This is a genomic window from Streptomyces sp. NPDC107522, assembly GCF_055657525.1.
In genome coordinates, this window is sequence record NZ_JBVKAU010000014.1 from 58,339 (window position 1) to 70,551 (window position 12,213).

Sequence of the window (12,213 nt, forward strand, 5' to 3'; positions counted from 1 at the left end):
CGGACATGCAGGAGCTCGCGATCGTCGAGGCGCCGTCCGTGCTCGGCCTGCGGCCCTCAGGGGTCCAGGAACTGCCGACGGCGCTGCTCGACGCCGGAATGCCGGCCGGCCTCCGTGCGGTACGGGCCGGCCGGGTCGATCCACCGGCGTACGACCCGACGAGGGACGCCGACACCGGGGTTCTCAACCCGCACGCCATCGCGCGGTACTCCAGCAGCCTGGCCGACGCGGTCGGCGGTGTCCTCGACGCCGGCCGCTTCCCCGTCGTCCTCGGCGGGGACTGCAGCATCCTGCTCGGCAACCTCCTTGCCCTGCGCCGGCGAGGACGCCACGGCCTGCTGTTCCTCGACGGGCACACCGACTTCTACCAGCCCTCGGCGGAGCCGAACGGTGAGGCGGCCTCGATGGAACTCGCCCTGGCAACGGGCCGCGGGCCCCGGCTGCTCACCGACCTCGAGGGCCGCGGCCCCCTGGTGCGGGATGAGGACGTCGTCGCCCTCGGTTTCCGCGACGCCGCCGAGTCCGCCCTGGCCGGGATGCAGCCGCTTCCGCCCGGCCTGCGGGCCGTCGACCTCGACGACGTCCGCGCGTCCGGCGCCGCCGCGGCAGCGCGCGAAGCGGTCGGCAGGCTGGCGGCCGGTACGGGTGGCGGCTTCTGGGTCCACCTCGACGTCGACGTCCTGGACGACGCGGTCATGCCCGCCGTCGACTACCGCCAGCCCGACGGTCTGACCTGGGAGGAGCTGGAGAGCGTACTGCGGACGGCCCTGTCCGACCCGCGAGCCGTGGGACTCGACGTCACGATCTTCAACCCCCGCCTCGACCCGGACGGCACCATCGCCGCCCGCCTCGCCGAGTGCCTGCGCCGGGGGCTGTCGGTACGGGCCGCGCCCGCAGGTGACTGAGCACGCGGAGCGTTCTCGGAACATCGGACGTCGTACTCGTCGCGCCGACGCACACCGGGCCGGCCGACCTTGCGCGGCGAGGGGCACCGCGCGGCTCTTCGGCAGTTCTCGTCCTACGAGCAGCCGAACCGGCGGCCTCTCCTCCCGCTTGCGACCGCCCCGCCCAGGCCGCAGTGTGCCGTCCTACCGTCTGCCTTTGGCCAGGCGTTTCACCGCCTGCGCAGCCTCGCGTGCTTCCCGTTCGGCCCGGGTGAGCGCATCTGCGGTCGCGCGGCTGCGTTTCTCCGCCTGCTGCTGTTCGTCGTCGGCTCGCCGGAGCTCTTCCCGGGCCTCCCGCAGTTGCTGGTCGGCGGCCGACACCTGCTGTTCGGCCTGGTCGTGGCGGTCACGGGCCCGCTGCACGGCGTCATCCGCTTCGGCCTTTTCGGCGCGCCTGTCGTGCAGTCGCTGCGTGGCCTCCTCCGCTGCGCTCCGGGCCTGATCGAGCTGCTCCTGCCGCCGACGGCGTCGTTCGGAGAGTTCGTCAGTCGTCCGCGTACTCGTCCGCGTACCGGCCGACGCCGACGGTGCCTTCGGCCGGGTCGGCTTCGGCCTGGCGCCGGACGGTGCGGTGGTGCCGGTGGGGAAGTCCGACGGCGGGGTGAGGGCGCCGGTCAGGCGTCCGCCGGCCCACTGGTCGGCGGCCTCCGGGTCGGCGAGCACCGCGCGCAGGGTGGATTCGACGTCCTGCTGCACCGCGGCCGACACCTGGTGCCCCGCCTGACGGGCCAGCTGTGCGGCCTGCCGGGACAGCGCGGAAACCATGCGCCGTCGCTGCTCCGACAGTTCACTGATGCCGGAGGCGTCCAGAGTGCGGTACGCCTCGCGCAGCACCGGCCCCAGCTCCAGGAGCCGCCTGCTCTCCTCCGGCCGGGAGCGCAGCAGCAGGTTCGCGGTCCAGGCGGCCAGGGTTGGGCGGCGGGCGGCACGGATACGGCGTGCGTCCTCGCCGCGGCCGTCCGCCTTGGCCGCGGCCGCCATCTCCTCACGGCGCGCGACGAAATCGGCCGGAGGCGTGAGGTACAGCTCGTCGAGCACCGCCTCCACGTCGGCCTCCCGGCCGCCTCGCGCGCCCTTGCGCTTGTTCAGGGTGCCCACACCTCTGGCCCGCCTCGCCACGCCACGGCACCAGCCTCTCCCGGAGCCGGCGCCCCCGCATCCCGGATCTCGCGGTTCAGCGGTTCGCACCCCGACTGCCGATCACGTCGGCGGTCGGGGTGGGGCGGCGGCAAGGCGTGTCGGTGAGTCTCAGCAAGGCCGGCCGGTCCGCCGCCCCGGTGACCTGACCTGGTTCGCGGCGATGACCATGATGACGAGGCAGATCAGGACGATCCCGGCGCCCACGTAGAGCGGCGCCGTGCAGCCGAGGTCCGCCGTGATGGCCAGGCCTCCCAGCCAGGCACCGAGGGCCTTGCCGATGTTTGCCGCGGACACAATGGCGCCGGCGGCCACGGGCGCTCCGTGGGCGAAGTCGTTGACGCGAGTGATCACGCCGGGCACACCGGCGAACCCGAACAGCCCCATCAGAAAAGCGAGGATCATCGAGGCGACGGCGCTGCCTGCCAACAGCCCGAACAGGGTCAGGGTGACAGTCAGGCCCAGCAGGGAGCGGACCAGGGCGCGGTCAGGGTCACGGTCGGCCGCTCGCCCGCCGATCAGGTTCCCGACGACGAGGCCGACGCCGTACACCTTGAGCAGCCAGGCGACATCCGCGGGGGGAGAAGCCGCCGACCATCGACGACGCTCGGACAAAGGTTCCCGTTCAACCAGCCGGCGTTCAGCCCCGCAAGAGGAAGTCGAACACCGCCTTGCGCCCCTCGTCGCCCGCCGCCCTGCTCTGCACCGAGTGCGCGGCGCCCCGGACCACCACGACTTCGGCCCGCGGTGTCAGCTTCTTCTGGTCGTACAGCCACTCCAGCGGCGTCGACAGGTCTCTGTCCCCGCCGAGGAGCAGTACCGGTACGCCCGGCAGGCGGCGGTGCTCCGGTGGCAGGGGCGGGGCCGGTGTGCGCGGCCAGTGCAGACAGCTCAGCATCCAGCCGAGGCCCGTGGCCGTGGCGGAGTCGAAGGGGCCGTAGTCGGCCGGCGTCAGTTCTGCGGCTGCCTTGTCCAGGGCCTCCTGCCGCCCGGCCACCGGCGCGTCCGACCTGCCCCATGGATAGCGGCCGTCCAGACACAGCGTCGAGGCGTGCAGCCCCTGGCTCAGCTCCTCGGCTGTCGCCGCGTTCCCTTGCCGCGTACCCGCGATCAGGCCCCGCAGCGGTCCGGGGTCGCCGCCCGCCGCCTTGTGCAGGGCGTCGATCATCGCCGCGTAGTTCGGCTCGACGAACTCCCAGGTGGTCAGCGCGTCCAGGACGTCGACGCCGTTGTCGTAGGTGTCCACCACCTTGGCCAGGTCCGCCGCCGGGTCCGTCGTGCACGCGATCGCCTTGCACGCTGCCGTCAGCACGCGCGGTGCCGCTCGCATCGCTGCGAGGTCCATCGGGTCGCCGCCGGTCTGCGGCACCACCGAGTCCAGCACCAGCCGTGCCACACGCCGCGGGTGGGCCAGTGCGTACCGCTCGGCGGTGTACGTGCCGTACGAGACGCCGTCGAGCGTCATCTTCCGTACGCCCAGCGCCCGGCGCAGCAGCTCCAGATCGGCGACCGTGTCACCCGTACTGTAGAAGCGGCGGTCCGGACCGATGGCCGCGGCGCAGTCCGTCACCGCTTGCGCGGTGGGCGGTGTGAGGTCGGACGCCCCCATCTCCTTCTGCAGTTGCGGGCACTGCAGTGCGCCCGCGCCGGTTCCACGCTGGTCGATCATGACGAGGCGGTAGTCCTTCAGCACCGGCGCCAGCTTCTCGCTCAGCCGTCTCACGTACGGCACACCCGGTTGTCCCGGACCACCCGTCAGAAACAGCAGCACACCCTTCGGGGCCTTGACGTTGTCCGCCATCGCGACCTTCAGGCCCAGCCGGCCCGGCGTGCTGCCGCTGTGGTCGAGCGGGACCGTCAGGGTCGCGCAGGTGTAGCCCTCCAGGCCGGGGCAGGCCGCGGCGCCGGAGAGTCCCCCACTCTCCCCGGAGTGTTCCGCGGCCGCCCCGCCCTGTCGGTCCTGCGCCGCCGAGGTGCAGGTCCCCGACAGCAGCAGGACGCCTGCGGCGGCCAGGGCGATCGCCGCCGACGATCCGGGCCGTCGCGTCCCCCGTGCCCGCTGTGTTCTTCGCAGCCCCGCCACGCGTGTCCGTCGCACGTCCGTTCCCCCTCGGCTCGGCTCCATGACCAGGCCAACAGACTGCGGGAAGCGGGCCTGCCACCGCGAGCTTCCGTGCCACGATTCGAGCAGGTTCGAACAGACAGCGGGGGAGACATGACAGCAGGGGAGCGATGAGGACAGCAGGGGAGCGATGAAGGGGGCAGTGGGAGGGTCATGATCGAGCTCACCGTGGACGCCGCCGGGCTTGCCCACTCCCGGTTCGCCGTCTCGCCGTTGCACGAGGCCGCCGCCACGCTGCTGCCCTGGGGCCTGCGGCCGGGCCCGGAGGCCGATCCATGGGTCGCGCGCGCCCGCCGTGTGCTGCGGCGGGCGCGACTGCCGTTGCTGTCGGAACTGGCCCTGGACGGCGGTGGCTACGTGCCGGACTTCCTCAGCCCCCATCCGGCCGGGCCCTCGCCCACCCCGGAGGAAGAGCTGGAGCGCATCCGGGCCACTCCGCCCGAACGGGTCCTGGGCGAGCTGGAGGTGCTGCGCGACGGACGCCCGCACAACGGCTTGACGGGTGCCGAACTGCCCTCTGCCGTGCGGCGGGCGATGGCGCGCGGCGGCGGATACGTGGCCCGGCAGGCGGCCGACGAAATGCGGCGCTACTGGGACCTGGCCTTCGCCCCGCACTGGGAGGCCGCGAAAGCCGTCCTCGACGCGGAGGTCGACCGCTGCGCCGGCGTGCTGGCCCGGCACGGAGCGGCGGGGCTCTTCAACTCACTGCATCCCGGCATCCGTTGGGACGGCGGCACGCTCTACGTCGACAGCCGGTTCACCGTCGCCCTGCCTGTGCCCCTGATGGTCGTGGTGCCCTCACTGGTGGCCGCGGGGCCGGGCGTGGCCGTGGACCCGACGCGGGGCGGACGGAGGCCGCCCATGCTGGTCTACCCCGTGCGCGGCCGAGCCGTCGCCGAGTCCATCGCCCCGGCGGCCCCCTCCGCCGAGATGGCCAGGCTGCTCGGCCCGACCCGCGCCGGGCTGCTCACCGCGCTGGCGCAACCGGCCTCCACCACGCAGCTGGCGGCACGTCACTTCCTCAGCCCCGCCACCGTGTCGTACCACCTGGGCGTGCTGCACAACGCCGGTCTCGTCGCCCGCGCCCGGTCCGGCCGGTCCGTGCTCTACCGCCGTACACCGGAGGGCTCCCGCCTGGCCGGGAACCGCTAGACACGCATGCCTTCCGAAGGCCTCGCCCGGCTCCGGCACCACCGCCACCTCCTCCGTCGGCCGAAGCGACTCAGCAGGGCTCGGTCTCGCCCCGCCCCTCGCGCCAGCGGAGCGGGGATCGAGATGCGGCACAGCGCGCGCTGTGATGCGGCCTGGGGGCGGATCTGGCAGTCGCGGCCCGGTGACCGGGTCGAGGTCGCCGCGCCCGGCAGCCGCACCCGACGAGCCACGGTCGCCGACAGGTTCGACACCGAAGGGCACTTGATCACGCCGATGATCCCGGTGCAGCACCTCTCCGTGCTCCGGTCCTGCCTCCTGGCCGCGTCCGGCGCCGCGCCGAGGCGTGTCGCCGCTCAGTGGCTGGCGGCCAGCGCCGCCAGGACGGCGTGGGTGAGGCGGGTGACGTAGGCGTCGTCGGTGGGGCCGCCGACCGCGAGCATCCGGAAGTACAGCGGGGCGCCGAAGAGGTCGACGGCCAGGCCCATGTCGATGTCCGAGGGCAGTTCACCGCGGTCCACCGCCTGCCGAAGGAGCTCCGCGACCGCCGCGCGCCGGGGGGCGAGCACCGCCTGATGTAGCGCCTCCTGCAGGGAGGGGTTGCGGACGGATTCGGCCACCAGGTCGGGGATGATCCGGCCGACGAGGGGGTGGCGCAGGTCCGCCATCGTGTCCCGGACGAACCGCTCGACGTCCTTGTGCAGGGAGCCGGAGTCGGCCGTCGAGGGGAGGTGCGCGGCGGCGGCCTCGGAGACCAGCTCCACCACCATCGCCTCCTTCGACGGCCAGCGGCGGTACAGCGCCGCCTTGCCGACGTGGGCCCGTCGGGTGACGGCCTCCATCGACATCCGGGCGTACCCCGTCTCGGCCAGTTCCTCGAACACCGCGCGCCTGATCGTCTCGGTCACGGATTCCCGCAGCACCGCGGAACCCGTGGGCTTGCGGTCGAGTGCGTTCCGGCTGGTCGAGTCCACTGCGGGAGATTAACACCGGACGGAACGGTTGCGTTCCGTCCGGGCCGGGTGTACGTTCCGCGCCGAGACGGAACGGACCCGTTCCGTTCCGCAGGAGAGGGGGCCGGATGAAGTTCCTCTTCGACGACAAGGCGTTCTCCTTCCAGACACTGCGCACGGCCGGGCGTGCCGCCTACGGGGGTGCGGATCTCGGCGAGGTCCTCATGACCTGCCGGAACATCCCCGACGGGGACGAAGAGGCCTGGTGCCGGGAGTGGACCGCCACCGCCGAACGCCTGCACCGCGTGGGCGAGGAGGCGCTCGCCGCGGGCCACCGGGTCAGCGCCCGGGAAGCCCTGCTGCGCGCGTCGAACTACTACCGCACCGCCGACTTCTTCCGCGTCGACGACCGGGACGCCGACGTCGAATCGGCCCACCTGGCCCGCTGCTCGCGGGAGACCTTCGCGCAGGCGGCCGTGCTGCTCGACACGCCGGTGCTGCCCGTGCGGATCCCGTACGAGGACACCGTGCTGCCGGGCTACCTGTTCCTCACCGACGACACGGGCCGGCGCCGGCCCACCGTGATCCACCACGGCGGCTACGACTCCACCCTGGAGGAGCTGTACTTCATGGTGGCCGCCGGGGCGCTGCGCCGTGGCTACCACGTGCTCGCCTTCGAAGGACCGGGCCAGCAGTCCGTCCGGCGGGAGCAGGGGCTGGTTTTCCGGCCGGACTGGGAGCACGTGGTCACTCCCGTGGTGGACCACATCCTGACCCGCCCGGAGGCGCACCCCGAGAAGCTGGTGCTGTTCGGCACGAGCTTCGGCGGACTGCTGGCCGCCCGGGCCGCCGCCTTCGAGCACCGCATCGCCGCCTGCGTTCTGCACAACGGCGTCTACGACTTCTGTGAGGCCCCGCTCCGCGGCATCCCGCCCCATCTGGGCGAATGGGTGATGGAGTGCCGCGACGACGTGGCCGGGCCCGTGCTCGCCGCCGGCATGAGCGAGAGCACGCAGATGCGCTGGTTCCTGCGCCATGCCATGTGGGTCTTCGGGGCCAAGACACCCCCCGAGGCGCTGCGCGCCTGTGCCCCGTACAACCTCGACACCGTGGCCCAGCACATCACCTGCCCCACGCTCGTCCTCGACGCGGAGGGCGACGATGCCTTCCTCGGCCAGCCGCAGCGGGTGCACGACGCCCTGCGCTGCGAGAAGGAACTGATGGTGTTCACCTCCGCCGAAGGAGCCGGCGCACACTGCCAGGAGGGCGCCACGCTCCGCTTCCACCAGAGGGTCTTCGACTGGCTCGACGAACGGCTGGGCCGCGCATGACCATGGAGACCCGGCCGCTGGCGGCCACGGCGGACGGCACCCGGCGTCAGGCCCGTGCCGTGCTGGCCGCGCTGGCGCTGTTCATCGTGATCAACGCCGCCGACAAGGCGGTGCTCGGACTGACCGCGGACCCCATCAGGGACGAACTCCGCCTCACCGCCACCGAGTTCGGGCTGATAGCCAGCAGCTTCTACCTGCTGTTCAGCATCTCGGCGGTCGCCGTCGGATTCCTCGGCGACCGGATCCGCCCCCGGCCCCTCCTCGGCGCGCTCGCCCTGGTCTGGGCGGCGGCGCAACTGCCGATCCTCCTCCCCGCCGCAGGATTCGGGGCGCTCGTCGCCACCCGGGTGGTGCTCGGTGCGGGCGAGGGGCCGGGCTATCCGCTGGCCAACTACACCGCCTTCACCTGGTTTCCGGCGGGGCGCCGTGCCCTGCCCTCTGCGGTCGTCGTCGCGGGTGGCGCGGGCGGCACCGTGGTCGCCGCACCGTTGGTCGTTCTGGTCAGCAGCACTCTCGGCTGGCGGGCGGCGTTCGGTCTGCTCGGGGCCGCCGGGCTGGTGTGGGCCGCCGTGTGGCTGCGGATCGGGGGCGGCGGCCCTTACAGCGCCAGGCTGAGTCCCGACGAACCGTCAGACACAGACCGACCTGCAGAAACAGACCGATCGACAGACACGGACCGATCGACAGACACGGATACGACGGTGGACGTGCCCCTGTGGCGCATCGTCACCACCGGCACCTGGCTGGGCGCCACCTTCTCCACCTTCGCCGTCATGTGGACCCTGGCCCTGGGCTTCTCCTGGCTGCCGCTGTACCTGGAGGAGCAGGCCGGCTTCAGCGAGGCGGAGATCAGCGGGATCGTCGGCCTGCCCGCACTGTCGATGGCCGTGCTGGTCCTCACCGCCGGCGCCCTGGCACACAGGTTGCTGCGCCGCGGGGTGAGCGCCCGGATCGCCCAGGGACTGCTCGGCGCGCTGCTGCCGCTGCTCGCCGGGGCGTGCCTGTTGCTGACCTCTCGCCTCGGCCTCACTGTGCTCCTGCTGCCGGTGCTGGTGCTGGCCTTCTCCGCGGCCAACGGACAGACACCGCTCACCAACGCGGCGATCGCGGACATCTGCCCGCCCGGCCGGCGCAGTGCGGCCCTCGGACTGTCGTACGCCCTCGCCGCCCTCTCCAGCCTGCTCGCCCCCTACGTCACCGGCCGGATCATCGACGCGGCGCCGACCGAGGCCGTCGGCTACGGCCGGGCCTTCGACCTGGCCGCCGGACTGCTGCTCGCGGGTGCGGTGCTCTCGGCGCTCCTGATCCGGCCCGACCGGGACGCCCTCGCCCTGTGCCGTCCCGGCTCCGCACCGTCCTCGCCGCCCGCACCGTCCTCGCCGCCCGCCGCGGCCTCTGAGCCCTCAGCGAAGGAGTGACCTCCGATGCCTGTAGACATCGCCGTCGTTCAGGGGGCCCGCACCCCGATCGGCCGGTACAACGGCGCACTGGGCCTTGTTCCCGCGCACCAGTTGGGCGCCGTCGCGATCCGGGCGGCCGTCGTGCGGGCGGGCAGGGAGCCGCAGGACGTCGACGAGGTGGTCCTGGGCTGCGTGGGTCAGGTCGGTCCGGACGCCTTCAACGCCCGGCGCGCGGCTCTGGCCGCCAGGCTGCCCGTGCGGACCACGGCGTACAACGTCAACAGGCTGTGCGGCTCCGGTCTGCAGGCGGTCTGGTCGGCCGCGCAGAGCCTGGCTCTCGGGGCGGCGGACGTCGTCGTGGCCGGCGGGAACGAGTCGATGACGCGGCAGCCGCTGCTCGACTACGGCGAGCGCGCCCCCGACGAACTGTGCGGCCCCACCACCATCGACGGCACTCTTTCCCTGGTCACCGATCCCTTCGGCCACTACCCCATGGGCATGACCGGCGAGCAGGTGGCCGTGCGCTTCCGCGTCTCGCGCGACCGCCAGGACCGCTGGGCAGCCGAGAGCCAGCGCCGGGCCGCCGTGGCGGTCGACGAGGGCAGGTTCGCCGACCAGATCGTGCCGGTGGAAACCCCTGGCGGGCTCGCCGACCGCGACGAACACCCGCGCCCTTCCACGACGGTGGAGAAGCTCGCCGCCCTGCCTGCCGTCTTCACGCAGGACGGCACGGTCACCGCCGGCAACTCCGCCGGCATCAACGACGGTGCCGCCGCCGTGCTCCTCATGCGGGAGGCCGATCTCGCCCCCGGCTCGCCACCGCTGTGCCGGCTGCGCGACGTGGTCGTGCGGGCCCTGAAGCCGGAGATCATGGGGGTCGCGCCCGTCGAGGCGATCCGCGCTCTGCTGCACCGCACCTCCCTCACCCTCGACGACATCGACGTGATCGAGCTCAACGAGGCGTTCGCCGCCCAGGTCCTGGCCGTCATGGACGAGCTCAAGCTCGACCCCGACCGGGTCAACCCCAACGGCGGTGCGATCGCCCTGGGCCATCCCATCGGCGCCACCGGAGCCGTACTGCTGCTCAAGGCCGCGCACGAACTGCGCCGCACCGGGGGCCGGTTCGCGGTGATCGCCTTGTGCATCGGCGGCGGGCAGGGCATCGCCGCGTTGATCGAGAACCCGGACGTGGCCGGATGAGCGGATACGTCTGGCACCCGACGCCGGAACTCGCCGAGCACAGCAACGTCGCGGCCTTCTGCCGGGAACACGGCATCGACGGCGGCTACCGCGAGCTGCAGCGCCGCTCCGCCGCCGCCCCCGAGTGGTTCTGGAGCCGGGCGCTGGAGGACATCGGGATCGTCTGGCACGTACGTCCGCTGCGCATCCGGGACGCCGGCGGGGGCATCGCCGCGACCCGCTGGTTCCCGGGCGGGCGGACCAACCTCGTCGACTCCTGCCTGCAACGCCAGGTGCGGCACGGGCGGAGCGAGGCGCCTGCCCTGCGTTGGGAACGCGAGGACGGGACCAAGGGCGTCCTCACCTACGGCGAACTGGCCGCGTACAGCGCCCGGGTCGCGGGCGGTCTGCGCGAGCTGGGAGTGACGGTGGGAGATCGGGTGGCGGCCTATCTGCCGGCCGGTCCCGAGGCCTTCGTGCTGCTCTTCGCCTGCGCCCGCATCGGCGCCGTGCTGGTGCCCCTCTTCTCCGGCTTCGGCGCGGAGGCCGTCGCCCTCCGGCTCACCGACGCCGGGGCGCGGGTGCTCGTCACCACCAGGGCCTCCGTACGGCGCGGGCGGCGGCACGACATGGAGAGCGTCGCCCGCAAGGCGGCGGAGAGCTCCCCGTGCGTTCGGCAACTCGTCGTCACCGACGAGTTCACCGCACACCACGGCTCCGGGTCGGTGGCGACTCCCTGGCACACCCTGGCCACCGCCGAGCCCGCCGAAGCCGTCTCGGTCTCCGCCGACACCCCGTTCCTGCTGCTGCACACCTCCGGCACGACCGGCCGCCCGAAGGGCGCGGTCCACACCCATGGTGGCTTTCCGGCACAGGTGGGCTGCGAGACCCGCTACAACCTCGATCTGCGGCCGGACGACGTGGCGTTCTGGGTGACCGACCCCGGCTGGATCATGTTCCCCCTCGTCGCCGTCGGCGCCACCCTCGCGGGCGCCTGCGTCCTGACGTACGAGGGCGCGGTCGACCACCCGGACACCGACCGTTTGTGGCGGCTGCTCGACGACCACCAGGTCACCGTCTTCGGCAGCTCGCCCAGCCTCTCCCGCGCGTTGATGGGGCGCGGCCCGCAGCCGGCCGCGCCCGACCGGCTGCGGATCCTCGGCTCCACGGGCGAGCCCTGGTCGGAGGAGGCGTGGCGCTGGTACTTCGCCGCGATCGGCGGCACACGCTGCCCGGTCATCAACATCTGCGGTGGCACCGAGGTCGGCGGATCCCTGCTCGCCTCCGCGCCCACCGTCCCCCAGTCGCCCTGCGGTTTCGCGGGACCGTGCCTGGGCATCGACGCGGCGATCGAGGACGACTCCGGTGCGCAGCCTCCCGAAGGGCGGCTCGGCGAACTGGTCGTGCGGCGCTCCTGGCCCGGTATGACGCAGGGACTGTGGCGGGCACCCGAGCGCTTCGCCGAGGCCTACTTCGGCCGGAGACCGGGCCGTTGGTCGCACGGGGACCTGGTGTCGCGGGTCGGCGAGGAGTGGTTCGTCCACGGACGGCTGGACGACGTCATCAAGGTCGCCGGAAAGCGCCTGGGCCCCGCAGAGGTCGAGGACGCCGTCGTCGGGGACCCGGCCGTTGCCGAGGCGGCCGCCGTCGGCGTACCGGACGCCGTCAAGGGCGAATCCCTGTGGTGCTTCGCGGTTCCGGCGGACGGCCGTCTCCTCGGCGCCGCCGACGCCGAACGGATCCGCGGCCGAGTGGCCGACGCCCTGGGAGCCGCCTTCCGGCCCAGCAGGGTGATCGCCGTACCCGAGCTGCCGCGGACCCGCAACGGCAAGGTCATGCGGCGGATCATCCGGGACCTCGTCACCGGCGAGGCACCCGGCGACCTGTCCACGCTCGTCAACCCCGGCGGCCTCGACGCGATCCGTACGGCCGTGCACAGCACACCGGACCACCGACCGTGAGCCCTGTCGCGCACAACGCTCACCGACCAAGGAGTTC

General features: G+C 73.1%; 10 protein-coding genes and 1 pseudogene. 7 read left to right on the forward strand and 4 right to left on the reverse strand.

The features are described from left to right. Nucleotides 1-5: 5 nt before the first annotated feature. Nucleotides 6-905, forward strand: coding sequence for an arginase family protein (locus ACZ7L6_RS33025; RefSeq protein ID WP_471930288.1), 900 nt, complete (start codon nt 6-8; stop codon nt 903-905). A gap of 183 nt (nt 906-1,088) precedes the next feature. On the opposite strand, the gene ACZ7L6_RS33030 is transcribed toward ACZ7L6_RS33025, so the two are convergent. The 3 genes and pseudogenes from ACZ7L6_RS33030 to ACZ7L6_RS33040 all read right to left on the reverse strand — a co-directional run bounded on the left by ACZ7L6_RS33030 (nt 1,089) and on the right by ACZ7L6_RS33040 (nt 4,179). Then, nucleotides 1,089-2,042, reverse strand: a complete 954-nt coding sequence (locus tag ACZ7L6_RS33030) for a hypothetical protein (RefSeq protein ID WP_471930290.1) — start codon at nt 2,040-2,042, stop codon at nt 1,089-1,091. 150 nt (nt 2,043-2,192) lie between these two features. Beyond that, nucleotides 2,193-2,676: pseudogene (locus tag ACZ7L6_RS33035) on the reverse strand (MFS transporter); the annotation flags it as partial. Between the two features lie 45 nt (nt 2,677-2,721). Beyond that, nucleotides 2,722-4,179 (reverse strand): alpha/beta fold hydrolase, encoded by a 1,458-nt coding sequence (locus ACZ7L6_RS33040; RefSeq protein WP_471930292.1) that lies wholly within the window; start codon nt 4,177-4,179, stop codon nt 2,722-2,724. A gap of 177 nt (nt 4,180-4,356) precedes the next feature. On the opposite strand from ACZ7L6_RS33040, the gene ACZ7L6_RS33045 reads away from it, so the two are divergent. After that, a complete protein-coding gene (locus ACZ7L6_RS33045) occupies nt 4,357-5,355 on the forward strand; it encodes an ArsR/SmtB family transcription factor (RefSeq protein WP_471930294.1) in 999 nt (332 codons plus the stop codon). 6 nt (nt 5,356-5,361) lie between these two features. After that, on the forward strand, nt 5,362-5,763 hold the full coding sequence (locus ACZ7L6_RS33050) for a DUF2690 domain-containing protein (RefSeq protein ID WP_471930296.1): 402 nt from the start codon (nt 5,362-5,364) through the stop codon (nt 5,761-5,763). Here the strand turns inward: ACZ7L6_RS33050 and ACZ7L6_RS33055 are convergent. After that, nucleotides 5,709-6,326, reverse strand: coding sequence for a TetR/AcrR family transcriptional regulator (locus tag ACZ7L6_RS33055; protein ID WP_471930298.1), 618 nt, complete (start codon nt 6,324-6,326; stop codon nt 5,709-5,711). The two genes, ACZ7L6_RS33050 and ACZ7L6_RS33055, sit on opposite strands and share 55 nt — an antisense overlap. A 107-nt stretch (nt 6,327-6,433) precedes the next feature. On the opposite strand from ACZ7L6_RS33055, the gene ACZ7L6_RS33060 reads away from it, so the two are divergent. The 4 genes from ACZ7L6_RS33060 to ACZ7L6_RS33075 are packed head-to-tail and all read left to right on the forward strand — an operon-like array spanning nt 6,434 to nt 12,176. Continuing rightward, nucleotides 6,434-7,636: an alpha/beta hydrolase family protein gene (locus ACZ7L6_RS33060; RefSeq protein ID WP_471930300.1), complete on the forward strand. Its 1,203-nt coding sequence runs from the start codon at nt 6,434-6,436 to the stop codon at nt 7,634-7,636. Next, nucleotides 7,633-9,054, forward strand: a complete 1,422-nt coding sequence (locus tag ACZ7L6_RS33065; RefSeq protein WP_471930302.1) for an MFS transporter — start codon at nt 7,633-7,635, stop codon at nt 9,052-9,054. The genes ACZ7L6_RS33060 and ACZ7L6_RS33065 overlap by 4 nt, the downstream gene beginning before the upstream one ends. A gap of 6 nt (nt 9,055-9,060) precedes the next feature. After that, the gene (locus tag ACZ7L6_RS33070) at nt 9,061-10,236 is read left to right on the forward strand and encodes a thiolase family protein (RefSeq protein WP_471930304.1); all 1,176 of its coding nucleotides are present in this window, start codon (nt 9,061-9,063) and stop codon (nt 10,234-10,236) included. Further along, on the forward strand, nt 10,233-12,176 hold the full coding sequence (locus ACZ7L6_RS33075; RefSeq protein WP_471930306.1) for an AMP-binding protein: 1,944 nt from the start codon (nt 10,233-10,235) through the stop codon (nt 12,174-12,176). Before ACZ7L6_RS33070 ends, ACZ7L6_RS33075 begins: the two co-directional genes overlap by 4 nt. Nucleotides 12,177-12,213: the final 37 nt, after the last annotated feature.